The organism is Lentzea sp. NPDC055074 (assembly GCF_053608005.1).
This window is the reverse complement of sequence record NZ_JBSGUQ010000004.1, coordinates 396,439-420,468: the sequence shown is the minus strand read 5'-3', so window position 1 is coordinate 420,468 and position 24,030 is coordinate 396,439. Positions and strand designations below refer to the sequence as shown.

24 protein-coding genes and 1 tRNA gene are annotated in these 24,030 nt (G+C 67.7%); 10 read left to right on the top strand and 15 right to left on the bottom strand.

Annotated elements, in window-relative coordinates:
- Positions 1-29 precede the first annotated feature (29 nt).
- From grpE to ACWF7A_RS12435, 6 genes are all read right to left on the bottom strand, one after another.
- Entirely contained in the window at positions 30-656 is a 627-nt protein-coding gene (gene grpE, locus ACWF7A_RS12460; protein WP_452250522.1) for a nucleotide exchange factor GrpE, read from the bottom strand.
- Complete coding sequence (dnaK, locus tag ACWF7A_RS12455) at positions 653-2,527, bottom strand: molecular chaperone DnaK (RefSeq protein ID WP_452250521.1); 1,875 nt, start codon at positions 2,525-2,527, stop codon at positions 653-655. Before dnaK ends, grpE begins: the two co-directional genes overlap by 4 nt.
- Positions 2,528-2,707: 180 nt before the next feature.
- A complete protein-coding gene (locus ACWF7A_RS12450; protein ID WP_452250520.1) occupies positions 2,708-3,562 on the bottom strand; it encodes a DUF4097 family beta strand repeat-containing protein in 855 nt (284 codons plus the stop codon).
- An 82-nt stretch (positions 3,563-3,644) separates the two neighbouring features.
- The gene (locus ACWF7A_RS12445; RefSeq protein WP_452250519.1) at positions 3,645-4,199 is read right to left on the bottom strand and encodes a hypothetical protein; all 555 of its coding nucleotides are present in this window, start codon (positions 4,197-4,199) and stop codon (positions 3,645-3,647) included.
- 4 nt (positions 4,200-4,203) lie between these two features.
- Entirely contained in the window at positions 4,204-4,782 is a 579-nt protein-coding gene (locus ACWF7A_RS12440; protein ID WP_452250518.1) for a TetR/AcrR family transcriptional regulator, read from the bottom strand.
- Positions 4,783-4,790: 8 nt separating this feature from the next.
- Complete coding sequence (locus ACWF7A_RS12435) at positions 4,791-5,114, bottom strand: DMT family transporter (protein WP_452250517.1); 324 nt, start codon at positions 5,112-5,114, stop codon at positions 4,791-4,793.
- 144 nt (positions 5,115-5,258) lie between these two features.
- On the opposite strand from ACWF7A_RS12435, the gene ACWF7A_RS12430 reads away from it, so the two are divergent.
- The gene (locus tag ACWF7A_RS12430; protein ID WP_452250516.1) at positions 5,259-7,478 is read left to right on the top strand and encodes a (Fe-S)-binding protein; all 2,220 of its coding nucleotides are present in this window, start codon (positions 5,259-5,261) and stop codon (positions 7,476-7,478) included.
- A 60-nt stretch (positions 7,479-7,538) separates the two neighbouring features.
- Here the strand turns inward: ACWF7A_RS12430 and ACWF7A_RS12425 are convergent, their stop codons facing one another.
- From ACWF7A_RS12425 to ACWF7A_RS12405, 5 genes are all read right to left on the bottom strand, one after another.
- The gene (locus ACWF7A_RS12425; RefSeq protein WP_452250515.1) at positions 7,539-7,919 is read right to left on the bottom strand and encodes a phage holin family protein; all 381 of its coding nucleotides are present in this window, start codon (positions 7,917-7,919) and stop codon (positions 7,539-7,541) included.
- Positions 7,920-7,954: 35 nt separating this feature from the next.
- Positions 7,955-9,238 carry an LPXTG cell wall anchor domain-containing protein gene (locus ACWF7A_RS12420; protein ID WP_452250514.1) on the bottom strand — a complete coding sequence of 428 codons (1,284 nt, stop codon included), beginning with the start codon at positions 9,236-9,238 and terminating at the stop codon, positions 7,955-7,957.
- Between the two features lie 23 nt (positions 9,239-9,261).
- On the bottom strand, positions 9,262-10,515 hold the full coding sequence (locus ACWF7A_RS12415) for an LPXTG cell wall anchor domain-containing protein (RefSeq protein WP_452250513.1): 1,254 nt from the start codon (positions 10,513-10,515) through the stop codon (positions 9,262-9,264).
- A gap of 25 nt (positions 10,516-10,540) precedes the next feature.
- Complete coding sequence (locus tag ACWF7A_RS12410) at positions 10,541-11,791, bottom strand: SdrD B-like domain-containing protein (protein WP_452250512.1); 1,251 nt, start codon at positions 11,789-11,791, stop codon at positions 10,541-10,543.
- Between the two features lie 163 nt (positions 11,792-11,954).
- Positions 11,955-12,506 carry a MarR family winged helix-turn-helix transcriptional regulator gene (locus tag ACWF7A_RS12405; RefSeq protein ID WP_452250511.1) on the bottom strand — a complete coding sequence of 184 codons (552 nt, stop codon included), beginning with the start codon at positions 12,504-12,506 and terminating at the stop codon, positions 11,955-11,957.
- 346 nt (positions 12,507-12,852) lie between these two features.
- On the opposite strand from ACWF7A_RS12405, the gene ACWF7A_RS12400 reads away from it, so the two are divergent.
- Complete coding sequence (locus tag ACWF7A_RS12400) at positions 12,853-13,833, top strand: cation diffusion facilitator family transporter (RefSeq protein WP_452250510.1); 981 nt, start codon at positions 12,853-12,855, stop codon at positions 13,831-13,833.
- On the opposite strand, the gene dcd is transcribed toward ACWF7A_RS12400, so the two are convergent.
- Positions 13,830-14,411, bottom strand: coding sequence for a dCTP deaminase (dcd, locus tag ACWF7A_RS12395; RefSeq protein ID WP_452250509.1), 582 nt, complete (start codon positions 14,409-14,411; stop codon positions 13,830-13,832). The genes ACWF7A_RS12400 and dcd overlap by 4 nt on opposite strands.
- A 73-nt stretch (positions 14,412-14,484) precedes the next feature.
- Between dcd and ACWF7A_RS12390 the strand changes: the two genes are divergently transcribed.
- From ACWF7A_RS12390 to ACWF7A_RS12375, 4 genes are all read left to right on the top strand, one after another.
- Positions 14,485-14,555, top strand: a tRNA-Gly gene (locus ACWF7A_RS12390).
- Positions 14,556-15,227: 672 nt separating this feature from the next.
- Positions 15,228-15,866 carry a hypothetical protein gene (locus ACWF7A_RS12385; RefSeq protein ID WP_452250508.1) on the top strand — a complete coding sequence of 213 codons (639 nt, stop codon included), beginning with the start codon at positions 15,228-15,230 and terminating at the stop codon, positions 15,864-15,866.
- A gap of 47 nt (positions 15,867-15,913) precedes the next feature.
- Positions 15,914-16,282 (top strand): roadblock/LC7 domain-containing protein, encoded by a 369-nt coding sequence (locus ACWF7A_RS12380; RefSeq protein ID WP_189157385.1) that lies wholly within the window; start codon positions 15,914-15,916, stop codon positions 16,280-16,282.
- Between the two features lie 157 nt (positions 16,283-16,439).
- Complete coding sequence (locus ACWF7A_RS12375) at positions 16,440-16,811, top strand: hypothetical protein (protein WP_363848570.1); 372 nt, start codon at positions 16,440-16,442, stop codon at positions 16,809-16,811.
- A 70-nt stretch (positions 16,812-16,881) separates the two neighbouring features.
- Here the strand turns inward: ACWF7A_RS12375 and ACWF7A_RS12370 are convergent, their stop codons facing one another.
- Positions 16,882-17,298 carry a hypothetical protein gene (locus ACWF7A_RS12370; protein ID WP_452250507.1) on the bottom strand — a complete coding sequence of 139 codons (417 nt, stop codon included), beginning with the start codon at positions 17,296-17,298 and terminating at the stop codon, positions 16,882-16,884.
- A 117-nt stretch (positions 17,299-17,415) separates the two neighbouring features.
- On the opposite strand from ACWF7A_RS12370, the gene ACWF7A_RS12365 reads away from it, so the two are divergent.
- The gene (locus ACWF7A_RS12365; protein ID WP_452250506.1) at positions 17,416-17,778 is read left to right on the top strand and encodes a hypothetical protein; all 363 of its coding nucleotides are present in this window, start codon (positions 17,416-17,418) and stop codon (positions 17,776-17,778) included.
- On the opposite strand, the gene ACWF7A_RS12360 is transcribed toward ACWF7A_RS12365, so the two are convergent.
- Positions 17,738-19,246, bottom strand: a complete 1,509-nt coding sequence (locus tag ACWF7A_RS12360) for a sodium:solute symporter family protein (protein WP_452250505.1) — start codon at positions 19,244-19,246, stop codon at positions 17,738-17,740. The genes ACWF7A_RS12365 and ACWF7A_RS12360 overlap by 41 nt on opposite strands.
- Before the next feature lie 278 nt (positions 19,247-19,524).
- Here ACWF7A_RS12360 and ACWF7A_RS12355 point away from each other — a divergent pair, with 278 nt between their 5' ends.
- Positions 19,525-20,163: a LuxR C-terminal-related transcriptional regulator gene (locus ACWF7A_RS12355; protein ID WP_452250504.1), complete on the top strand. Its 639-nt coding sequence runs from the start codon at positions 19,525-19,527 to the stop codon at positions 20,161-20,163.
- Here ACWF7A_RS12355 and ACWF7A_RS12350 read toward each other — a convergent pair.
- Positions 20,125-20,700: a TetR/AcrR family transcriptional regulator gene (locus ACWF7A_RS12350; protein ID WP_452250503.1), complete on the bottom strand. Its 576-nt coding sequence runs from the start codon at positions 20,698-20,700 to the stop codon at positions 20,125-20,127. The genes ACWF7A_RS12355 and ACWF7A_RS12350 overlap by 39 nt on opposite strands.
- 82 nt (positions 20,701-20,782) lie before the next feature.
- Between ACWF7A_RS12350 and ACWF7A_RS12345 the strand changes: the two genes are divergently transcribed.
- A complete protein-coding gene (locus ACWF7A_RS12345; RefSeq protein WP_452250502.1) occupies positions 20,783-21,817 on the top strand; it encodes an FAD-dependent oxidoreductase in 1,035 nt (344 codons plus the stop codon).
- 351 nt (positions 21,818-22,168) lie between these two features.
- Positions 22,169-24,004 carry an acyl-CoA dehydrogenase gene (locus ACWF7A_RS12340; RefSeq protein WP_452250501.1) on the top strand — a complete coding sequence of 612 codons (1,836 nt, stop codon included), beginning with the start codon at positions 22,169-22,171 and terminating at the stop codon, positions 24,002-24,004.
- The last annotated feature ends 26 nt before the right edge of the window (positions 24,005-24,030 follow it).

The following is a 24,030-nucleotide window of genomic DNA, read 5'->3' as shown; positions in this document are numbered from 1 at the left end:
GGCTCCTCCTTCCCCTAGAGGAATAGAAATCAGGCTTCTTCGGACGGCGCTGCGGCGGCGGGCTCGTGGTCGGTCACCGCGACGAGCGCGGGCCGGACGAGCTTGTCGCCGAACGTGTAGCCACGGCGCAGGACCGCGGTGACGGTCGGACCTTCGACGTCCGGGGACGTGCTGTGCTGCACGGCCTCGTGCACCGACGGGTCGAACGCCTCGCCGTCGTGCGCGAACGGCTCCAGGCCCGTCTTCTGCAGCGTGGACACGAGCTTGTCCGCGACCGCCTTGAAGGCACCGGTCAGGTCGCCGTGCGCGGCGGCCCGCTCGATGTCGTCGAGCACCGACAGCAGTTCGGAGGCGACGGACGCCTTCGCGTTGTTGATCACCGCTTCCCGGTCGCGTTCCACCCGCTTGCGGTAGTTCGCGTACTCGGCGGTGAGCCGCTGCAGGTCCGCGGTGCGCTCGTCGAGCTGGGTCTTCAGCTCGGCGGCGACCTCGTCCACGACCTCGGCGACCAGGGGTTCGGCCGGAGCAGCACCTTCCTCGTCGGCAGCGTGGGCCGGCGCCCGGACCTCACCCGTTTCGGGGTCGATCCGGCGCCGGTCGTTCACGACTACCTGAGGCTGCTCCTCGTCAGGGGCGGCGTGCCTCGGTTCGGTCACTTCTTCTCGTCCTCGTCCACGATCTCGGCGTCGACGACGTCGTCGTCCTTCTTCGCACCGGCGCTGGCGCCCGCACCAGCGGCACCCGGCGCGTCAGCACCAGGGGCCTCGGCACCGGGGGCACCCGGAGCGTTGGCGTAGATCGCCTGGCCGATGGCCTGGGACTCCGTCGCGAGCTTCTCGACGGCCGTCTTGATGGCGGCGATGTCGGTGCCCTTGAGCGCCTCGTTCGCCTCGGCGATCGCGGCGTTGACCTTGTCCTTGATCTCGGCCGGGAGCTTGTCGTCGTTCTCCTTGACGACCTTCTCCGTCTGGTAGACGAGCGTCTCGGCCTGGTTGCGGACCTCGGCCTCCTCGCGGCGGCGCTTGTCCTCCTCCGCGTGGGCCTCGGCGTCCTTCACCATGCGGTCGATGTCGTCCTTCGGCAGCGCGGAGCCACCGGTGATCGTCATCGACTGCTCCTTGCCGGTGCCCAGGTCCTTCGCCGACACGTGGACGATGCCGTTCGCGTCGATGTCGAAGGTGACCTCGATCTGCGGCACGCCACGGGGGGCGGGCGGCAGGCCGGTCAGCTCGAACATGCCGAGCTTCTTGTTGTGCGCCGCGATCTCGCGCTCGCCCTGGAAGACCTGGATCTGCACGGACGGCTGGCTGTCGTCGGCCGTCGTGAAGGTCTCGGAGCGCTTCGTCGGGATCGTGGTGTTGCGCTCGATCAGCTTGGTCATGATGCCGCCCTTGGTCTCGATACCCAGGGACAGCGGGGTGACGTCGAGCAGCAGGACGTCCTTGACCTCACCCTTGAGGACACCGGCCTGCAGGGCGGCGCCGACGGCGACGACCTCGTCCGGGTTCACGCCCTTGTTGGGCTCGCGGCCGCCGGTCAGCTCCTTGACGAGCTCCGCGACGGCGGGCATGCGGGTCGAGCCACCGACGAGCACGACGTGGTCGATGTCGCCGACGGAGACACCGGCGTCCTTGATCACGTTGTTGAACGGCGCGCGAGTGCGCTCGAGCAGGTCGTTCGTGATGCGCTGGAACTCGGCGCGGGACAGCGTCTCGTCGAGGAACAGCGGGTTCTTGTCACCGTCGACGGTGATGTACGGCAGGTTGATCGAGGCGTTGCTGGAGCTGGACAGCTCGATCTTGGCCTTCTCGGCAGCCTCGCGGATGCGCTGGAGGGCCATCTTGTCCTTGGTCAGGTCGATGCCGTTCGCCTGCTTGAAGCGCTCGACCAGCCAGTCGACGACGCGCTGGTCCCAGTCGTCGCCACCGAGGTGGTTGTCACCGGAGGTCGCACGGACCTCGACCACGCCGTCGCCGAGCTCGAGCAGCGAGACGTCGAACGTGCCGCCACCGAGGTCGAAGACCAGGATGGTCTGCTCCTTCTCGCCCTTGTCGAGGCCGTAGGCCAGAGCGGCCGACGTCGGCTCGTTGACGATGCGGAGCACGTTGAGACCCGCGATCTGGCCGGCCTCCTTGGTGGCCTGGCGCTGCGCGTCCTCGAAGTAGGCGGGGACGGTGATGACCGCGTCGGTGATCTCTTCGCCCAGGTACGCCTCGGCGTCGCGCTTGAGCTTCATCAGCACGCGCGCGCTGATCTCCTGCGAGGTGTACTTCTTGCCGTCGATCTCGTCGGTCTGCCAGGTCGTGCCGACGTGGCGCTTGACCGAGCGGATGGTGCGGTCGACGTTGGTGACGGCCTGGTTCTTCGCGGGCTGGCCCACGAGGACCTCGCCGTTCTTGGCGAAAGCGACGATGGACGGGGTCGTCCTGGAGCCCTCCGAGTTGGCGATGACCGTCGGCTCACCGCCTTCGAGGACTGCGACGACCGAGTTGGTCGTCCCGAGGTCGATGCCGACTGCACGCGCCATTGGAGTTCCTTCCGCTAGTACTTGTTGAGCGTTGCTGGCTCAAGTTTGCCATCCGCTCAACGTTGAGCCTACCCGACTCAAGCTTTCTGACTGGACCAACGGACGGGAAGGTCTGCTTGTTCCCTCACAACGCGACGAGGGCCACCCCTTGTGGAGTGGCCCTCGACACATCCCCCTGCCTCAGATGCCGATCACGCGGATGTCCCCCGACCCGGTGACCAGATTGAGCTCGTTCTTCCCCGCGGGGTCGGTCGGCACGTTGATGATGCGGTTGCCGCTGCCCGTCCGGCCGGCGACCTTGAACGGGCCTCCCGGGATCCGGAGGGTGACGTCGCCGGACCCCGAGTTCGCCCGCACCGACCGCTCCGAGAGCAACGTCAGGGAGACGTTGCCGGACGACGCGTCGGCCGTGAGGTCGTTGTCGATCCCGGTGCCGATGATGTCTCCGGAGTGGGTGACGAGGATCGACTTGCCCTTGACCATGTCGACCACGACGTTGCCGGAGCCGAGCTCCACCATCAGGCTGCCGTCGACCCTGCCCGCCACGAACTCGCCCGACCCGGCGGTGGCACGGACGTCCCCCTTGATGTCCCTGACCTTGATGTCACCGGACCCGGTCCGGTAGTCGACCGCGGCGAGCCCCTCGAAGAGGGCGTCCCCCGACCCCGTCTCGCCCTGCACCGTGATCTTCGGATCCCCGACCAGGACCTCGTAGTTGATGTCGCAGTCGTCGCCGCACCCGTCCAGCACCAGCGCGTCCCCCTCGACGCGGTGCGAGACGCCCGACGGCTTGTTGTTCTTCGTGTGCTCCACCCTGCGGTGGATCTTCGTCTCGGCCAGCCCCTCCTGGTACCGGATCGTCACGTCCCCCGAGTGGTTGTCGCGGTCCCCACCGCGCACCTTCACCGACTTGAACGTCTCCGAGACCACGTGGTCGTCGGCGAACTCGTACTTCATGATGCGGATGCCCCCACAGGCGGTCGACACTGTGAGCACCGCCCCCGCCATCAACGCCACCAGCGCCGTCCTCATCATGAGCACAAAACTAGAGGCGGCGACGCCCGGCTACACGGCTGCAAGCCCCCGAAGGCGGGGTGGGGCTGTCCCTACCCAGCCGTCAGACCAGGTCCTCGAGCACGGCACGCAACGCCGGCGCGGTCCGTGCCGGGTCGTTCAGGAAGCGCGTGGACGCCAGCACGTGCGCGGGCGCGATGCGTTCCCACAGCAGGCCGTCGACGGGCACCTCGGCGATGTGCAGCTCCACGCTCTGCGCCCACCGGCCGATGCGCGACTCGATGCCGCGCAGCACGTCCCCCATCGGCAGCGCGGCGGGGCTCTGCACGCGGTGCAGCTGCTCGATGCCGGGCTTCAGGGCGAGCACGGCGGCACGGCTGGCGGGACGGGTGAGCAACGCCTCGGCGTCCTCGGGGATCGCGGGGTCGGCGCCGCGGATGCACGCGTCCAGCGCGTCGGCCCACCAGCCCGGCCACTCGGCGGTCACGGCGGCGCGGTCCGTGCCCAGCGGCACCTGGACGGGCAACGACGGCTCGAGGCCCGGCACGTGCGGTTCGACGTCCACCGACAACGCCAGCGAGTCGCGCACGTAGAGCGCGGCGAGGAGGCCCAGGCTGACCCCGTGGCTGATGCCGGACACCTCTCGCGCGTACTTCATGCCCTCATTCTTCCCGCGGGTCGGCCGTGAGTTCGTCGCGGCCGCGGATCAAGAAGGACACGATTGGCTCCAGCTCGTCCTCGTTCGGAGCAACGTCGGCGATCAGTCCCTGCATGAGCAGCCCGTCGATGGCCGCGAGGAACGCGCGGAACGCGACCGGGTCCGCCGGCCGCACCACCTCCACGGCGAGGTCGAGCCAGCGGCGCGCGGCGGGCTTCAGCTCGGGACGGCGGCCTGCCAGCAGGTAGAGCTCGTACTCGGCGAGCGTGCGGCCGCGGTTCTCGTTGACGGCCCTGGCGAGGCTCTGCGCGATCTCCCGCGCGGTGCCGCCGCTCGCGACGATCTTCAGCATGTCGTCGCAGAGCTCTTCCGCCGACCACACCAGCGTGGCGATCAGCAGGTCGTCGAGCGTCGCGAAGTAGTAGGTGGGTGCCGTCGTGGGCACGCCGGCCTCACGGGCGACGCTGCGGTGCGTCACGCCCGCGACACCTTCGCGTTCGATCACGCGCAGGGTGGCCTCGACGATGGCGCGGCGCTTCTTCTCGCCGCGCGCCTTGCGGCCGTCCACCTTCTGCAACTCCACTGCCGCGGTCAGTGCGTCCTCCCGAGTTCGAGCGTCACCACGCCACCGATGATCAGGACCAGCCCGATGACCATCGTGGGGTTGAGGGTCTCGCCCAGGAACTTCCAACCGATGATCGCCACGGATGCAACGCCGATAGCGGACCATACGGCGTAGGCGACGCCCACGGGCATACCCAACTTCAACGCACGCGAAAGAACGGTGAAGGCGATGGCGTAGCCGAGGACGACGATCACGGACGGCCAGAGTCTGGTGAATCCCTCGGACAGCTTCAACGAGACCGTGGCGGCGATCTCCGCCGCGATCGCCACTGCGAGATACACGTACAACACGGCGGCCTCCGGCTGCTCAGCACAACTACCTGAACAAGTGTTCCATAAGTTTTTGATCAACTTATGGGTACTTGACCGGTACGTGAGGAGACACCGGCCACGTCCAAGTGGTTACTCAGCAGTAACCTGGCCTAGACTCCCGCCATGACCCTCCAGCTGGTTCTCGGACTCGTCGCCGTGGCGGTGAGCGTCGTCGCCTGGGGCGTGTTCGTCGCCGCCGTGCTGAAGCAGATCAAGATCATTCGGCTCGGCCAGCCGGACGGCACCCGCTTCGGGCCGTTCGTGCCACGCCTGAAGACGATGATCGTCGAGTTCGTCGCGCACACCAGAATGGCGAAGTTCCGCTCGGTCGCCCCGTGGCACTGGATGGTGATGTGGGGCTTCCTCATCGGCTCCGCAGTGCTGTTCGAAGCGTACGGAGAAGTGTTCGACCCGCACTTCCACTGGCCGATCATCGGCACGTGGTCGGTCTGGCTGCTGCTGGTCGAGCTGCTGGGCCTCGGCACCGTCGTCGGTGGTGTCGCCCTGGCGGTCATCCGCCAGCGCAACCACCCGCGCCGCGCCGACCGGGTCTCCCGCTTCCAGGGTTCGGACTTCAAGTCGGCGTACTTCGTCGAGGCCGTCGTGATCATCGAGGGCGTCGGCATCCTGCTGGTCAAGGCGTTCAAGCAGTCGAGCGGCCTCGAGGTCGCCCCGCTGTGGACGTCGTTCGTGACGCAGCCGCTCGCGCAGATCCTGCCGTCCGCACCGATCTGGGTGTCGGTGATGGCGCTGGTCAAGCTGCTGAGCGGCATGATCTGGCTGATCGTCGTCGGCCGGAACCTCACGATGGGCGTTGCCTGGCACCGGTTCTCGGCGTTCTTCAACATCTACTTCAAGCGCGAGGACGACGGTGGCGTCGCCCTGGGCGCGCTGAAGCCGATGATGTCCGGCGGCAAGGTCCTGGACCTGGAGGAGGCCGACCCGGACAAGGACGTGTTCGGCGTCGGCAAGGTCGAGGACTTCACCTGGAAGGGCGTCCTCGACTTCTCCACCTGCACCGAGTGCGGCCGCTGCCAGTCCCAGTGCCCCGCCTGGAACACCGGCAAGCCGTTGTCCCCCAAGCTGGTCATCACGCAGCTGCGCGACCACATGTACGCGAAGGCGCCGTACCTGCTGGCCGGTGGCTCGAAGGACATGGGCGGCGACGAGGTCGGCCTGACCGAGGACAAGTACGAGGACTACAAGAAGCGCCTCGAGTCCATCGACGTGCTGGCGATGGCCGAGGCCGAGCGCCCGTTGATCGGCGGCCCGGACGAGCTCGGCGTCATCGACCCCGAGGTGCTGTGGTCCTGCACGACCTGCGGCGCGTGCGTCGAGCAGTGCCCGGTGGACATCGAGCACGTCGACCACATCGTCGACATGCGCCGCTACCAGGTGTTGATCGAGTCGAACTTCCCGACCGAGCTCGGCGGGATGTTCAAGAACCTGGAGAACAAGGGCAACCCGTGGGGCCAGAACGCCAAGGACCGCCTGGCGTGGACCGAGGGCCTCGAGTTCGAGGTGCCGGTGTTCGACGGCGACCTGGGCGACGCGGAGTACCTGTTCTGGGTCGGCTGCGCCGGTGCGTTCGAGGACCGCGCGAAGAAGACCACGCGTGCCGTCGCCGAGCTGCTGCACACCGCGGACGTCAAGTACACGGTGCTCGGCCCGGAGGAGACCTGCACCGGTGACCCGGCCCGCCGCGCCGGCAACGAGTTCCTGTTCCAGATGCTCGCGCAGCAGAACGTCGAGGTGCTCAACTCGGTGTTCGAGGACCGGCCCGCGGGCCAGCGCAAGATCGTCGTCACGTGTGCGCACTGCTTCAACACGCTGGCCAACGAGTACCCGCAGGTCGGTGGCACGTACGAGGTCGTGCACCACACGCAGCTGCTGAACAAGCTGGTGCGCGAACGTCGTCTGGTGCCGGTCGCGCCGGTCACCGAGGACGTCACGTACCACGACCCGTGCTACCTGGGCCGCCACAACAAGGTCTACGAAGCACCGCGTGAGCTGATCGGGGCGTCGGGCGCGAAGCTGCGCGAGATGCCGCGGCACGAGGAACGCTCCATGTGCTGTGGTGCCGGTGGCGCCCGCATGTGGATGGAGGAGCGGATCGGCAAGCGCATCAACGTCGACCGCGTCGACGAGGCGTTGTCCACCGCGCCGTCGAAGATCGCGACGGGCTGCCCGTTCTGCCGCGTGATGCTGACCGACGGCGTGACCGCGCGTCAGTCCGACGGCCAGGCCGGGGCGCACGTCGAGGTCGTGGACGTGGCGCAGATGCTGCTGGAGTCCGTGAAGCGGGGCCAGCCCACCTCGGCCGCGGAAGACGCCAACGTCTGACGAAGGCAGGAGAAAGGCCCTCGGTCCGTTGTGGACCGAGGGCCTTTTCGCTGGTCTTGCTCAGTCGCTGTCGGTGATCTTGTCGTAGACCACGTTCAGCACCCAGCCGGTCAGGGCGACGATGATCGCGCCCCAGAACGCGGGCCAGAAGCCGTCGACGCGGAACGGCAGGTCGAGCTGCTCGGCCAGCCAGCCGGTGAACATGAACAGCAGCGCGTTCACCACGAGCCCGATGAGACCGAGCGTGAGCAGGTAGAACAAGCAGCCGAAGAACTTCACCAGCGGCTTCACGATCGCGTTCACCAGGCCAAAGATCACCGCGACGCCGATCAGCGTGAGGATCCTCGACCCGGTGGAGCCCTCACCGAGGTCGATGCCGGGCAGCGCGGTCGACACCCACACCGCCACGGCAGTCAGCAGCACATGCACCAAGATGCCCATGCCGCGCAGACTAGCCGTGGCGGGGTCCTATGTGGTCAGGACCGGCGGCGGCGCGCGAAGAAGAACGCGCTCGTGCCCGCAGCGAGCAGCAGTGCGCCGAGGGCGAGGAAGCCCAGCGGTGACGCACCGGTCGACGCGAGACCGGACTTGTTGCCCGCCTGCGCCACGGCCTGAGTCGTGGTGCTCGTGGTCGTGACCGGTGCGGTGGTCGTCGTGGTCGGCGCGGTGGTCTCCGCGCCCTTCTCGACGACCTTGATGACCTTGCGGCCCTCCTGGCCCTGGTTCGTGACGTCGACGTCGGTGAACCCGCCGACACCGGGGCGCACGAACGCGTAGATCTCGCCGAGGTCGGTGTTGAGGAACTCGAACCTCATCTCGACGGTGATCGACTCGCCCGGCAGGATCTGGTCGACCGACTCGAAGCTCTCGATCCGGCCGGTCACGTTGTCGCTGCGCGAGACCAGCTTCACGTCACCCTCGGAGAGCCGGAACAGCACGACCGAGATCTTCCCGGGCACGTCGCCCTGGTTGACCACCTTGAACTTCAGGTCGAACTGCTCGCCGACGGTGTAGGTGTCCTTGGACGGCGTGATCGCGAGATCTTCGAGGGCGGAGTCGGCCTTGGGCGCGAAGTAGCGCAGGTCCACTCGGAAGTCGCGGTTGTCGGTCGTGCGCTCCACCCCGTGCCGGCCGGTCAGCCAGTCGATGTCCTTGTCGGACTTCGGCTTCGCGAGCGCCAGCTGCTGCTTCCTCAGGTTCGGCGCCACGACGGTGTACCTGCCCAGCGGGAGGTCGAGCAGGTAGGCGCCGTTCGAAGCGGCCTCCGTCTCGGCCTGGAAGTCCGCGCCGCTCTCCGTCTTGCCCTCGACCGCGACCTTGCCGCCGTGCGTCTTCTCGTCGTCCTGCTTCACGCCGTCGCCGTTCGCGTCGACGAAGGTGAAGCCGTTGAGGAAGAGGCCGCGCAGCGGGAAGTCCGCGTCCGCCCTCGACTCCGACACCGCGTGTCCCGGAACGGTGTAGGTGTAGTCGTGTTCCCGGATGTGCACGAGGTACTTCGGCCCCTTGGGCAGCACGGCCTTGTACCGGCCGTCCGGGCCGGTCGGGAAGGTGCCGACCAGTTCGTTGGTGCCCTGGACGTGGACGCCGACCCCTTCCCCGTTGGCCCTGACGGTCTCACCGGCGTTGAAGACGTTGTCCCCGTTGCGGTCCACGAAGAACACGCCCTCGACGGTGATCGTCTCGTCCTGTGCCGCGGCGGCGGTGGCCGCCAGGGGCAGCGCGAGCGCGGCCGTCATGGTGACGGCCAAGAACTTCTTCATGTCGTCCCCCAGGACTTCGGTGTTCAGGACCGGCGGCGGCGCGCGAAGAAGAACGCGCTCGTGCCCGCCGCGAGCAGCAGTGCGCCGAGGGCGAGGAAGCCCAGCGGTGACGCACCGGTCGACGCGAGACCGGACTTGTTGCCCGCCTGCGCCACGGCCTGCGTAGTGGTGGTGGTCGTGGCCGGCGCCGCGGTGGTCGTCGTGGTCGGCGCGGTGGTCTCCGCACCCTTCTCGACGACCTTCGTCGAGATCTTCAGGACGTTGTCGCTGGGGTCGACGTCCCGCAGCGCGCGCATCGTGTCGAACACGACCAGTTGCAGACCGGTGAAGATGGTGCCGGTGGGCACGAAGGTCAGCTCGATCTCCTCCGTCGCTCCGGGAACGATCCGGTGCTTCAGCTCGAACTGGGTGGCGCCCTCCGCCTCGAGGTTGTCGCTGTGGCGCAACACCTTCGCGTGGAACTGGCCCAGCCCGATCGTCGGCATGACCGGCGCGTTGCCGGTGTTGACGAGCTGCACCTTCGCGGTGATCTCCTCACCGACCAGGTAGGTGTCCTTGGCCGGCACGAGCGAACCCTTGACGGTGATGTTCGCGGCCGCGGTGATGTAGCGCAGGTCGACCTGCTCGGACGGACCGGTGAGCTTGCGGGTACCGGTGGCCCAGTCGATGTCGGTCGCCGCCGCGGGCTTGCCGAGAACGAGGTTCTCGTTGTTGAGCAGCGGCGCCGTGAGCGTGTAGTCGCCGAGCTGCAGGTCGAACCGGTACGCGCCGTCCGCCCCCGCGGTCCTGGTCTCGTCGACCGGCGAACCGTCCTTGGCGTTGCCCGTGACCCTGAGCCCCTCGGTGACGGCCTTCTCGTCCGCCTGCTTCGCGCCGTCACCGTTGGCGTCGACGTACGCGATGCCCTTGACGACCTGCCCGACCAGCGCGAAGTCGCCGGCGGTCACCGTCTCCGAGGTCGTGTAGGAGCTCTTGGCGGTGGTGTAGTTGACGAGGTCCAGGGTCTCCACCTTGTACGTGGACTTCTTCAGCTTCTGGACCCTGTACATGCCACTGGGACCGACCGGGAGGTCCGTCGTGAACCCGTCCTCGCCGGTGATCCGGACACCGGGCCCGCCCACCCGCACACCGTCACCCTCGTCGAAGGTGCCGTTGCCGTTGCGGTCGAGGAAGACCCGGCCGGTGATGCTGATCGTCTCGTCCTGCGCGAGGGCGGGAGCACCCGTCGCGGACAGTACGAGGGCAGCCGTCGTCGCGACTGTGAAACGCTTCTTCACGTTGTCCCCCAAAGGACTTGGTTGTTCAGGAGCGGCGGCGGCGCGCGATGAGGAACGCGCTCGTGCCCGCCGCGAGGAGCAGGGCGCCGAGACCGATGAAACCGAGCGGCGACGCACCGGTCGACGCCAGGCCGGACCTGCTGCCCGCCTGTGCCACGACCTGCGTGGTCGTGGTGGCCGGCGCGGCGGTGGCGGAGGTCTCGGACGTCGTGGTCGGGGCGGTGGTCTCCGCGCCCTTCTCCACGACCTCGACCGGCAGACGCACGACGTTGTTCTTGCGGTCCACGTCCTTGAGGTGGCCGAAGTTGAAGCGCACGATCGGCCACACCTCGTCGAACGTGACGTCGTTCAGCTCGACCTGGAACGTGACCACGGCCTGCTGACCGGGAAGGATCTTGGTGGTGGTCTCGAAGTCGTCGTCGCGGCCGTCGACGAACTTCACGTTGTCGCTGTGCTTCAACAACTTCACGGCGAACTCGGCCATGACGACGGAGGGCGTGACAGGCACGTCGCCCTTGTTGGAGAGCGTGACCTCGACGTCGATCCGGTCGCCGACGGTGTAGGTCTTCTTGACCGGCGTGACCGCGGCCGCGACCGCGATGTCGGCCCTGGCCTCGAAGTAGACGGCGTCGAGCGGGCCGGGACCCTCGAGTTCGCCGAGCTTGAACCGGAGCGTGCCGGTGGCCCAGTCGATCGGCAGGGTGCCCTTCGGCTCGACCAGCGCCAGACCGCGTTGCGTGTAGTCGGCCGCGACGAACTCGTAGTCGCCGGCAGGCAGGTCGTCGACGCTGAAAGCGCCGTCCTCACGGGACACCGCGATGGGCTTGCCGTTGAGCGTTCCCGGCGAGAGCAGGTCCTCGTCCGCCTGCCGCAGTCCGTCCTTGTTGCGGTCGAAGAAGGAATGGCCCGCGATGCCGAAGCCCCTCGCTCCGAAGTCGACGGTCCCACCTTCGGTGGTGGCGCTGCTCCGGCCGGTGGGCAGGTAGCGGCTGCGGATGAAGTTCACGTGGTACTTGCCCGCCGGCAGGTCCTTCGCCGAGTACACGCCCTTGTCGTCGGTCGTGTACTCGCCGACGAGCTCACCGCCGGACTTGGTGATCCGCACGACCTTCTCGCCCGCGAGGCCGGGCTCGTCGGCCCCGGCCACCTTGTCCCCGTTGCGGTCGAGCCAGACGAGACCGCTGATGGAGACCTTCTCCTCCTGTGCGAGCGCGGGCGTACCCGCCGCGCTCAGCACGAAGGCGGCCGTCGTCGTGACGGCGAAGAGCTTCTTCACTTGTTCCCCCAGGATCCAACTACTCCATCTGGGTAATCGGATCCCGGGGGTTCCAGTGTTGCGTGATCCCCGTCACTCACTCCGACAGTGGATAGCCACCCATCCCGCACCCCTCCCTCTCATGCCAGTTAGCACGATATCGGATAGTACGAGTTCGTAGCAATTACTCCTTGCTGTCGAGCGCGAGCCGGGTGCGACGGTGAGCGGGCCCGAGCTCACCGGACAGCACCTCCATGACCTGGCGCAACAGCTCGCGCAGCTGCTCCAGGTCACCGCCCGGAAGCACCGTGAAGAGGTCGCGCTCCCGTTCGGCCTGGCCCGCGACGATCTGCAGGAAGATCTCGCGGCCCGCGTCGGTCAGCGTCGCGGGCAACGAGCGGCGGTCACTCGGGTCGAGCTCGCGGACCACGAGACCCGCCTTCTCCAGCCGGTCGAGGCGGCTCGTGATCGTGGTGGCCGGACTCAACGTGCCGTTCGCGAGCTGCTTGGGCGTCAGCCGGTGCGGCGGCCCGATCCAGAAGAGCCGGGCGAGGATCTCGTAGTCCGCGCGGTTGAGGCCGTGCGGAGCGGCGATCTCCGTGGCGAGGAAGTCGAGGTACTTGCTGATCTGGTGCACCCGGTCGACCACGCCCTCGACCACCGGATCGATCGCCGGAACCATGGCCCTCCACGACTCGACCTCGGCATCGGTGTCGTCCGCACCACGGTTGCCCATCCCGCAATGGTAGTTGCGCCCGCATGCAGAACGGCCCGCGTCTCTCCCGGACGCGGGCCGTTCCGTCTTACCCCCTGGTGATCAGCGTTCCCCCCGGTGCAGATCCCGCATGTAAGACACCCCAGGGGTGCGGGATGTTGCCCTCTCCGCCGAATGTCACTCGAATGCAGTAACGGGGACGCCGGCGCGCCTCGTCCGGCACCCCGGCCATCTCGATTCCCGTTCTGGGCGCCCGAACGATTTCGTGTGACTTGCGGCTGCGATTTCCCTCGCCATTCCCAGCAGCCGGGTCGGCCCACCGTCCACGACGGGTGCGCGCACGTCAGGAGGCCTAGGGTGATCACCCATGAGCGAGAAGCCGCAGGGGTCGGGCGAAAGCAGCCTCACCGTCGTACTGGCCCTGCTGGTGAATTTGGCGATTGCGGTCATGAAGGCCATTGCAGGCGTTTTGACCGGTTCGGCCGCGATTCTCTCGGAGGCCGCGCACTCGGTCGCCGACACGTTCACCGAGGCGCTCCTGCTGACCGCGCTCCGCCGCTCGGACCGCCCGGCCGACCGCCGCCACCCGTTCGGCTACGGCAAGGAGCGCTACTTCTGGTCGCTGCTGGCCGCGGTCTCGATCTTCGCCTCGGGCGCGATGTTCGCGTTCTACGAGGGCTTCCGCACGGTCTTCGGCGAGCCGGAGGAACAGACCCGCCCGCTGGTCGGCTACATCGTGCTGGGCCTCGCGTTCGCCCTCGAGTCGATCTCGTGGACGCAGGCGTTCCGGCAGGTCCGCTCCGAGTCGGCCGCGCACGGCCGCGGGTTCTGGGACTTCCTGCGCGTCTCCGACGACCCGACCGTGAAGACGGTGTTCCTGGAGGACTCGGCCGCCCTGATCGGCCTGGTCCTCGCCTTCTCGGGCCTCGGGCTGCACCAGCTGACCGGCTCGTCGCTGTGGGACGGCCTCGCGTCACTGGCGATCGGCGTCCTGCTCGCATCCGTCGCCTACGTGCTGGCGCGCACGAACCGCGGCCTGCTCATCGGCCGTCAGGCAGACCCGGTGATGGTGAAGGCGATCTGGCGCAGGCTGGGCGAGGTGCCCGAGGTCGACGCCGTCGTGGACGTGCTGACGATGCTCATCGGCACCGATCGCGTACTGCTCTGCGCACGCCTCGACTTCGACGACGCGCTGACCGCACACCAGCTGGAAGACGCGTGCGTGCGCATCTCCGCGGAGCTGCGCACGGAGTTCCCCGACCTGGACGAGATCTTCCTCGAACCCGTGCCGCGCACCGATCCCGAACTGCGCCGCCGCGTGCTGGAGCGGTACGGCGACCTGGGCTAGCGGCGCGTGTCGGTCTGGTGGAAGTTGAGGTAGGCGCGGCTCGGCGTCGGCCCGCGCTGCCCCTGGTAGCGGCTGCCCGCCTGCTTCGAGCCGTACGGGTGCTCCGCCGGGCTCGACAGCTTGAACAGGCACAGCTGCCCGATCTTCATGCCGGGGTGCAGCGTGATCGGCAGGTTCGCGACGTTCGACAGCTCCAGCGTGATGTGGCCGGAGAAACCGGGGTCGATGAAACCCGCCGTCGAGTGCGTCAGCAGCCCGAGCCGGCCGAGGCTGGACTTGCCCTCGAGGCGCCCCGCCAGGTCGTCCGGCAACGTCACCATCTCGTAGGTGCTGCCGAGCACGAACTCACCGGGGTGCAGCACGAACCGCTCACCCGCGGGCGTCTCGACCAGGCTCGTCAGGTCGTCCTGCTGCTGTGAGGGGTCGATGTGCGTGTACTTGGTGTTGTTGAAGACCCGGAAGAACCGGTCCAGCCGCACGTCGATGCTCGACGGCTGGAGCATCTCGACGTCGAAGGGGTCGAGGGCGAGACGGCCGGACTCGACCTCTTTGCGCAGATCCTGGTCACTCAGCAGCACCCGGACAGGCTAACCGAAGACGGTGGCACCCCTCGTGTCCGCTCTGTGTATGATCGGCGACGAGCTTGCTCACGCGGGTGTAGTTCATTGGTAGAACGACAGCTTCCCAAGCTGTAGAGGCGGGTTCGATTCCCGTCACCCGCTCGAAACCGGTGCCGGAGTGTGCCTGCGGAACGCGCAGGCCGCTCCGGTTTCGGTGTTTTCTGGGGGCCCAGCCCCCAGACCCCCAGCCGGCGGGCTTCGCCCCCGGACCCCCGCCGGCGGCTTCGCCGCGGCCCCCTTGCCCGGACCCCTTGCGTCGGCCACGCGTCGGCCACGCGTCGATGTGTCCCTGGGGCCCTGTCTGGTTTGCCTTTGTCTCGGTACTTGCTAGTTGGATGACAGGTTTCTGTTGCTGTTGGGCTCTGGCTCGTGTGGTTGATCTCCTGGTTGCGCGTATGGCGACGTCATGGCCGGGGGGCGCCTTCGGGCGGTTCATTTATCGGGGATGAAATGCTGGCCGGTTCGGCTGGAATGCTTCACTCGATCAGGTGACGCATGGCATGGCTTGGCGGTGTCGGCGGGTAAGAAGTAGCTCGGCCGGTCGCTCTTTCGATATCAGGCTCAGTGCCCGAACGAGTGATCAGCACACAAGACAACCCCGCTCTGTTAGTCCGAATTCACCCGGAGTCACCCCTGAGACGCGAAAATCGAGCCGCATTCGACGTCCTCGCGCAGGCCCTGGCGCAGTGTCACGCGGATCGAGTCACCGGAGCGTTGCGCATTGCAGGCAATGCGGGTGGACTGTTTCATTTGCGCGGCGGCGCGGTGATCTCGGTGGAAAGCCCTGGATCGCCCGGAGTGGAGTCGTTGTTGCTCAGCTCTGGCCGGATCGAGGAAGGGGACTGGACCGCGGCTCTCGTCGAGAGCGTCGAGACGCGGTCGCTGCAGGCGGCGCTCGTGGGTCGTGGGGTCATCGGCGCCGCCGAGCTCCAGGACCTGGTGATGGACGGCCTGCAGGACGGGGCTTTCGCCACGGCCGTAGGTGAGATCGAGACGCACGTCGTCGACGAGGGCAGCGATCCGCCGCTGCTACCTGCGACGGAAGGTGTCGCGCCGGACCTGTTGCTGGCGGCCACCGGTCGCCGGCTGGAGGCCATCGCCTCGTTCTCCCTGTCGCCGTACCGGGATCGTGTGATCCCCGGCGGGGCCGCGGACGAGGCTTCGACTGCTGAAAGACGGGAGATCGTCGCGCTCGCCGACGGACGGCGGACCGCGCGTGACCTGGCGTTCGCGCTGGGGCGGAGTCTCTACCCGGTCACCGTCGAGATCGCCCTGATGCTCGCTGATGGACTGCTCGAAATCGCCACGCCCGCGACGTCTTTCCGATGTTCGCACTGGGGACTGGCCGCGCTGCGCCCACGGGCGGAAGTGCGACCGGATCTCGGAATCTCCCTGAAGTCTTCGGAGGTGTGATGTTTGTCCTGAGCGGTTCGACATTTCCGATTCTGAAAGGGAGTGAATTGGACTACGACGCTCTGAGCGCGGAGCTGCGCAAGCTCCGCGAGAACGTCGCCGGAGTGACCGACACGGTCATCGCCGCGTCCGACGGAATTCCCATCGTCGCCGACGTGGCGAAGAACATCGACCCCGCCCACATCTCCGCGCTGGCCGCCGCCGACCTCGGCATCGCGCGACAGGCGGCCGAGGTCATCGGCCTGGGCACACTCAGTCAGACCGTGGTGTTCGGCAGCGAGGGCTACATGGCCGTGTACGCCATCGGAAGGTTGTCGCTGATGGTCGTACTGGGAGACAAAGGGCTGAACCTAGGGCGGCTCCTCCACGAGACGCGGCCCGTGATCGAACGGGTCGGCGCGATTCTGTCCGCGTAGACGCCCGCGCGAAAAATGGTCGCAGCACATGTCCACGATCGGTTCATGGCTCTCGTCAATGATGCCTTCTTCTTGGAGGCAGGTCCGCACACGACCGAGACACGGCAAATCGGATGCGCCGCCTTGGTCACCAGACGACATAGGGAAGTGGAGTTTGATGAACATCGATACCGCGTTGAAAGAGGCCATGTCCATCTCCGGCGCTGTCGGTGTCGCGCTGGTCGACTACGACAGCGGAATGTCGCTCGGCACCAGCGGCGGAGGTGACTGGCTGAACCTGGAGATCGCGGCGGCCGGGAACACCGAGGTCATCCGCTCGAAGCTCCGGGTGATGCAGTCGCTCGGCCTCAGCGACACCATCGAGGACATCCTGATCACGCTCCACCGGCAGTACCACCTGATCCGGTTGATGGGTGGCGTGAAGAACAGGGGTTCGCTCTTCCTCTACCTGGTGCTGGAAAGGGACAACGCGAACCTCGCGCTGGCCCGGCACCAGCTCAAGCGAATCGAAGCCGACCTGATCGTCTAGGTTTCCGCGACACCGCGACAAATGCCGAAGGCCCTCTCCGTCGAGAGGGCCTTCGGCATTCCAGAGGCGATCAGTCGACCGGCAGGCCCCACGGCCGGCGGTCGAGCTCGACCCAGCCACCGCCGCGTGCGAGTGCAGCGCGCACACCGGCCACGTGGTCCGCGAACGACGCCAGGTCGCCGTGCAGCAGTTCGGCGCGCTCGACGTCCAACGGGTGTGTGTCGTCGTGCCACAGGTCGACCGCGAACGAGGCGACGAACGACATCGACTGCAGGAGCTGCAGCAGAGCAACGGAAGGGCGCGGGGTCTCCGCGAGGTAGGAGAGCCGGATCTCCTCGCACACGGCGAGCAGCGACCGGACCTGACGGATGGCGTCTGCCGGTGTGCCGTCCCACGACGGGTCCGGCCACACGCGGTCGCTCAGCTCCAGCCAGAGCCGCCAGCCGGTGGCGAGTTCCTCGTCGTCTGCAGGAGACCACTTACCCATGCATCCACTGTGCATGCGCGAGCAACAAGAGTCTCGTGACGATGACGCACGCCACGGCAACCGATGCGCCACACATACGTCCTGTAGCGCATGACGCGTAGCTGGCAAGGGCAAAGCGTGAAGAGCCTCGCACGAGGGCTCGCTCTGGGCGTGGTCCTCACGGTGCTCGCCCTCCCCGCACTCCAGTACGAGATCACCGACCACGCCAACCTGATGACGCGCGTGCTGGCCTACGGCTTCCTGCTCGTGCCCGTCGCGGTCGTCACGGTGCTGCGGAGCGACTTCCCCGTCACGCACACGACCGGGCTGGTCGCGGGTGCGACGGTGGTGCTGGCGAGCACGGCGCAGACCTACACCGGCACGCCCATGCCCTACGTGTGGCTCGCGGCGGCGACCCTGTTCGGGTGCGCCGCCGCGAGGATCATGCGGAACGAAAGGCTTACGCCTTCACCTTCTCCGGTTCCGGCTCATCGGAGTTGAGCGAGTCGAGCAGCACGTCGCGCTCGGTCGACGGCTCCTTCTTCAGGAAGCCGATCGACAGGTAGAGCACGAGCGAGAGCAGCAGCGGCCACGACACGAGCACGCCCTTGGTGACCCAGGCGGCCTTGTTCATCTGCTCGATGTAGAGGAACGCCCACATGCCCAGGCCGCCGACGACCGAGGCGATCGCCGCGGTCGACCCGACCCTGCGGAACCAAGGCAGCAGGCCGAGCATCAACGGGATCGCGATCGGGCCCATCGTGGCGGCGACCAGGTCGACCACCACCTTGAGCACGAAGCCCTGGCCTCCCGAGGCGATCGCGATGATCATGCTGATGCCGATGAAGGCGAACGTCGTGATGCGGGCCAGCTTCAGCTGGTTGTCCGCCGAGAACGTCTTCACCTTCTTCCACAGGTGCGGCAGCATGTCCCGGTTGATCACGGCGGCGATGACGTTCGCGTCCGACGAGACCATGGCCATGGTGTGCGAGAAGAAGCCGGCCAGGACCAGGCCGATCATGCCCGCGGGCAGCATCTGCTTGCCCATCTCGATGTAGGCGTTCTCCGCCTGCGCGCCCTCGAGGCCCGGCACGATCAGCGGCGCCGCCCACATCGGGAAGAACAGCACGAGCGGCCACACGAGCCACAGCGCGGACGAGAGCAGCGCGGAACGCTTGGCCGCGAAGCCGGACGGCGCGGCCATGTACCGCTGCGCCAGGTTCCACATGCCGCCGTTGTACTCGAGCGTCTTGATCAGGAAGAGCGCCATCAGGAACGTCGACGTGTACGGGCCCGCCAGCGGGTCGCTGTGGCTGTCCGGGAGCTTGTCCCAGATCGTCACGGGGAAGTCCCAGCCGAGCGTGCCGGCGACGGCGAAGAGCATCGCGAAGCCCGCTGCCGCCTGGATGATGAACTGGCCGAAGTCGGTGAGCGCGTCGGCCCAGAGGCCGCCGAGCACGGAGTAGACCATCGTGACCAGGCCGATGATGATGATGCCCCAGGTGATGGGGACGCCCGCGAAACCGCGCAGCAGGATCGAGACGGCCGCCCACTTGGCGGCGATGTCGACGACCTTGAGCAGCGCGCCCGCGTAGGCCATCACCTGCTGGGTGGGCAGGTTGTACCGCTTGGCCAGGTACTCCAGCGGTGACTTCACGTCGTGCTTGGCGCGCAACCGGTTCCACCTGGGCGCGAACAGGAACGCACCGATGCCGACGCCGATGCCGATCGTCAGCGACCACCAGACGTAGACGGTGAGTCCGAGCCGGTACGCCTCAGAGGCGAACGCCACGAACATCACGGCGCTGTAGCCCGACATGTGGTGGGAGATGCCCGACAACCACCACGGCATCTTGCCGCCTGCCGTGAAGAAGTCGGCGATGTTGTGGACTCGCCCGCGCGACCAGAGCCCGATCCCGACCATCACGAAGAAATAGCCGACAACCACGATCCAATCGAGGGTGCCCATGTGACCTCCTTGCGTGCACACACGTGTGCCCGCGAGAGCACCAGGCCTCATGGCGGCGGAACCTGGCACATCCGCACGGGATATGTGACGTAGGTCTTACGAGACTGTTGCCCCGCGGCGGAAGACCTTCGGCGGTCTTGAATCACATTCGTGACCCTTGTTCATCCACGTGAACCGAATTGGCCTGTTGTCATTCCCGGTCCCGTTCCCGGCGAGATTCCGCGTCACGCGGAAGAGGTAACGACGTCACTCCTCCGGAAGCACGAACGGAGGTGCTGATGCTCCCGCCCAGCCGGCCTGCTCCCGGCGTCGCGCTGATCGACCCCGTGCCGCTCTACCGCGAAGGTCTGTCCGCACTGGTCAGACGCACTTCCGGCCTGCGCTGGCTCGGGTCGACCGGCGATCTGCACGCGGCCGTTCGCCTGCACGAACGCCTGCGTCCCGACGTGCTCCTCATCGATTCCGTGCTCGACCCGGTGGGCCATTTGGCCCGCCTGCTCGTCGAGCGCGATCCGACCCTTCTCGTCATCGGGCTGGTCCGCGACGCCCACTCGCACGCGAACTACGTCACGACGGCACTGGAGGCGGGTGTCCGCGGCGTCGTGCCGCGCAGCGCCCAGCCGGAGCAGATCGTGCGGGTGATAGCCGAAACCTGCCGTTCACGTGGCTACGTGCACCCCGACCTGCGCCCGAAGGACCGGCCGACGCTGACCAAACGCGAGTACGAGGTGCTCACGCTGATCGCGGACGGCCTGGAGAACCAGCAGGTCGCGAACGAGCTCATCGTCTCCGTGGAGACCGTGCGCACCCACGTGAAGGGCATCCTGCGCAAGCTCAGCGCCCGTGACCGCACGCACGCGGTCTCGCTCGCCTACCGCTCAGGCCTGCTGATCGGCCGCCCAGCCGCGCTCGAGTAAGCCGAAGACCTCGTCGGCCGCCCGCTCGCGGTCGGGCCGCTCGAAGATCACGTCCCGCGCCTCCAGGGCGAACCGGGCCAGCGCCGCACACCGGACGTCGTCCGCCGGCGCGCCCGTCTCCTCCGCGATGGCGCGGGCCAGCGCGCCCTGGTGCCTCGTCCACATCCGGTGCCCGTACTCGCGCAACGCGGGCGTCTCCAGCACCAGCCGCTGGAACACCTCGAACTGCGGGTGGTCGGCGTGCCCGCGCGCCGCCTGCACGAAGTGGTCGCGCAACGCCATCGGGATCGACCTGCCCTCGCGGTTGCGCACCACCGCGACCAGGTCCGACTCCTGCTGTTCGTCCTCGTCGAAGAGCAGCGCCTCCTTGCTGGGGAAGTGCTTGAACAGCGTCGTGACCGACACGTCCGCCGTGTCGGCGATCTCCTTCACGCCCACGTCCTCGAAGCCGCGCTCGAGGAACAGCCTCGTCGCCGCGTCGGAGATCGACTGGCGCGTCTGCAGCTTCTTCCGCTCGCGGCGGCCGGGTTCGGTCACCTCCCGACCATACCACCTGGGTTTATTCGGTTCAAAAGTGTATCGATTGCACTTTCGCAGTCGATACGCTTTCATGGATCCCATGACCTCACCACGCATCGCCATCGCCGGGGCCGGCATCGGCGGCCTCACCTGCGCCCGCGTCCTCCAACTGCACGGCTTCGAGAACGTCACCGTCTTCGAGCGGGAGAGCTCGCCGGAGGCTCGCCAGCAGGGCGGCACCATCGACCTGCACGCCGACAGCGGTCAGGAGGCCGTCCGCGCCGCCGGCCTGTTCGAGCAGTGGCGCGCACTGGCCCGCTTCGAGGGCCAGGAGCAGCGCAAGGTCGACCACGCCACCGCGGCGCTGGTCGAGCACGAACCGGCGGAGGGCGACTTCCGCCCGGAGATCGACCGCGGCCAGCTCCGCGACCTGCTGCTCGGCTCACTCACGCCCGGCACCGTCGCCTGGGGCCTCGGCGTCGACTCGGCGGCGCCGGGCGAGATCCGGTTCCTCGAGGGCTCGACGGCCGCGTTCGACCTGGTCATCGGCGCGGACGGAGCATGGTCACGGGTGCGCCGCGCCCTGTCGCCGGCCCAGCCCGAGTACACCGGTGTGCTCTTCGTCGAGATCCGGCACGACAACGACGAGCGACTGCTCGACCTCACCGGCCAGGGGACGATGGTCGCCGACGGCGGCGGCCTGATGATCTGGTCGCAGCGCAACAGCGGCAATCAGATCCGCGCGTACGCGTGCCTGCGCGCGCGTGAGGACTGGAGGCCGTCCAACGCCGAACTGCGAGACCTCTACGCGGGCTGGCACCCGTCGCTCACGGCGTTCCTCGAGGGCGAGCTGATCCACCGGCCGCTGTACTCGCTGCCGGTACCCCACACCTGGGAGCACACCCCCGGCGTGACGCTGCTCGGCGACGCGGCGCACCTGCAGCCGCCGCTGGGCGTCGGCGCGAACCTCGCCATGCAGGACGCGGCCGAGCTGGCGCTCGCGATCGCGGAGCACGGCGTTCACGAGGGCGTCCGGGCCTACGAGGCCGTGATGCTGCCTCGGAGCGTGAGCTTCGCCGAACGCACGAACCCCGCGCTCCTGGAGATGGTCCCCGAGCGTCCGGTGCGGGTCTGAGAGCCGCGCGGCTCGCATCAGCCGAGCAACCGCTCGCGGCGCTGCAACCGCACCGAAGACGTCCCATCACGCCCGCACAGCCGGCTTCACCGCGCGCCGCGCCGTCCGAAACGGCCCCCGAACCCCCAGATCTGCCACTTCACCCGCCCAGCCGCGCCCTCGTTCCCCATGAGGCTCTCCGAAGCCCGATACGCGTCTGACCGGCACTCATGCCCGATTCAGGCCACGCGGAGGAGTGTCTGATTCGCCACCAGTGGGTGGTCGGCCTTGCCGGGGTTACTGTCGGGTAATACTCTGTTGTTACCGGTCAGTAGGCGACCCCGCCGCGACCCTGAGGAGTGAGCTGACGAGATGGGCCACTACAAGAGCAACGTCCGGGATCTCGAGTTCAACCTGTTCGAGGTCTTCAACGTGCAGGACCACCTCGGCACGGGGCCGTTCGAGCAGTCCGACGAGGACACCGCGCGCAGCGTGCTGGCCGAGGTCAAGAACCTCGCGGAGGGTGTCCTCGGCGACTCCTTCGTCGACGCCGACCGCAACCCGCCGGTGTTCGACCCGGCGACGCACTCGGCGACCCTGCCGGAGTCGCTGAAGAAGTCGTACCAGGCGGTGTGGGACGGCGAGTGGTACCGCCTGTTCCTGCCGAACGAGCTGGGTGGCTTCGGCACGCCGCCGTCGGTCACGTGGGCCGCTTCCGAGCTGCTGCTCGGCGCGAACCCGGCCGTCTACATGTACCTGGCGGGCCCGAGCTTCGCGACGGTCGTCTACAACAACGGCACCGAGCGCGACAAGCAGTGGGCGCAGCTGATGATCGACCGCGGCTGGGGCGCCACGATGGTGCTGACCGAGCCGGACGCCGGTTCCGACGTCGGCGCCGGCCGCACCAAGGCCTTCAAGCAGGAGGACGGCTCCTGGCACATCGACGGCGTGAAGCGCTTCATCACGTCCGCCGACCAGGACCTGACCGAGAACATCATGCACATGGTGCTCGCGCGTCCCGAGGGCGAAGGCGTCGAGGCGAAGCCGGGCACCAAGGGCCTGTCGCTCTTCCTGGTGCCGAAGTTCCACTTCGACCCGGAGTCCGGTGAGCTGGGCGAGCGCAACGGCGCCTTCGTCACCAACGTCGAGCACAAGATGGGCCTCAAGGCGTCCACGACGTGCGAGCTGACGTTCGGCCAGCACGGCGTCCCGGCCAAGGGCTGGCTGCTGGGCGAGGTGCACGACGGCATCGCGCAGATGTTCGACGTCATCGAGTACGCCCGCATGATGGTCGGCACCAAGGCCATCGCGACGCTGTCGACCGGTTACCTGAACGCGCTGTCCTACGCCAAGGAGCGCGTGCAGAGCGCCGACCTGACGCGCATGACGGACAAGACCGCGCCGCGCGTCACCATCACCAACCACCCGGACGTCCGCCGCAGCCTGATGCTGCAGAAGGCGTACGCCGAGGGCCTGCGCGCCGTGTACCTGTACACCGCGACGCAGCAGGACAAGGTGATGCTCGGCGGCGACGACGCGAAGCTCGCGGCACAGGTCAACGACCTGCTGCTGCCGATCGTCAAGGGCGTCGGCTCGGAGCGCGCGTACGAGCAGCTCGCGCAGTCGCTGCAGACGCTGGGCGGGTCGGGCTTCCTGCAGGAGTACCCGATCGAGCAGTACATCCGCGACGCGAAGATCGACTCGCTGTACGAGGGCACCACGGCCATCCAGTCGCTGGACTTCTTCTTCCGGAAGATCATCCGCGACAAGGGCCAGGCGCTCACGTTCATCAACGGCGAGATCCAGAAGTTCCTCGACAACGAGGGCGGCAACGGTCGCCTGAAGGAGGAGCGGGCGCTGCTCAAGCAGGGTCTCGAAGACCTGCAGGGCATGCTCGGCGCGCTGGTCGGCTTCCTGACCACCTCGCAGGAGGACGTCCGCAACCTCTACAAGGTCGGCCAGAACTCGGTCCGCCTGCTGATGACCGCGGGTGACGTCCTCGTCGGCTGGCTGCTGCTGCGCCAGGCCGAGGTCGCGCTCGAGAAGCTCGGCGGCACGCCGTCCGCCAAGGACAAGGCGTTCTACGAGGGCAAGATCGCGGTGGCGTCGTTCTTCGCGAAGACCGTGCTGCCGGAGCTCTCCTCGCGCCGCAAGATCGCCGAGCAGACCGACAACGCGCTGATGGACATCGACGAGAGCGCCTTCTAGACCTCTCGCAGACAACGGGGCCGTAC

Excerpts from the sequence above, each read along its gene's own strand:
- dnaK (WP_452250521.1), bottom strand. The coding sequence starts at position 2,527 with ATGGCGCGTGCAGTCGGCATCGACCTCGGGACGACCAACTCGGTCGTC.
- ACWF7A_RS12450 (WP_452250520.1), bottom strand. The coding sequence starts at position 3,562 with ATGATGAGGACGGCGCTGGTGGCGTTGATGGCGGGGGCGGTGCTCACA.
- ACWF7A_RS12445 (WP_452250519.1), bottom strand. The coding sequence starts at position 4,199 with ATGAAGTACGCGCGAGAGGTGTCCGGCATCAGCCACGGGGTCAGCCTG.
- ACWF7A_RS12430 (WP_452250516.1), top strand. The coding sequence starts at position 5,259 with ATGACCCTCCAGCTGGTTCTCGGACTCGTCGCCGTGGCGGTGAGCGTC.
- ACWF7A_RS12425 (WP_452250515.1), bottom strand. The coding sequence starts at position 7,919 with ATGGGCATCTTGGTGCATGTGCTGCTGACTGCCGTGGCGGTGTGGGTG.
- ACWF7A_RS12420 (WP_452250514.1), bottom strand. The coding sequence starts at position 9,238 with ATGAAGAAGTTCTTGGCCGTCACCATGACGGCCGCGCTCGCGCTGCCC.
- ACWF7A_RS12405 (WP_452250511.1), bottom strand. The coding sequence starts at position 12,506 with ATGGGCAACCGTGGTGCGGACGACACCGATGCCGAGGTCGAGTCGTGG.
- ACWF7A_RS12400 (WP_452250510.1), top strand. The coding sequence starts at position 12,853 with ATGAGCGAGAAGCCGCAGGGGTCGGGCGAAAGCAGCCTCACCGTCGTA.
- ACWF7A_RS12375 (WP_363848570.1), top strand. The coding sequence starts at position 16,440 with ATGAACATCGATACCGCGTTGAAAGAGGCCATGTCCATCTCCGGCGCT.
- ACWF7A_RS12370 (WP_452250507.1), bottom strand. The coding sequence starts at position 17,298 with ATGGGTAAGTGGTCTCCTGCAGACGACGAGGAACTCGCCACCGGCTGG.
- ACWF7A_RS12360 (WP_452250505.1), bottom strand. The coding sequence starts at position 19,246 with ATGGGCACCCTCGATTGGATCGTGGTTGTCGGCTATTTCTTCGTGATG.
- ACWF7A_RS12355 (WP_452250504.1), top strand. The coding sequence starts at position 19,525 with ATGCTCCCGCCCAGCCGGCCTGCTCCCGGCGTCGCGCTGATCGACCCC.
- ACWF7A_RS12345 (WP_452250502.1), top strand. The coding sequence starts at position 20,783 with ATGACCTCACCACGCATCGCCATCGCCGGGGCCGGCATCGGCGGCCTC.
- ACWF7A_RS12340 (WP_452250501.1), top strand. The coding sequence starts at position 22,169 with ATGGGCCACTACAAGAGCAACGTCCGGGATCTCGAGTTCAACCTGTTC.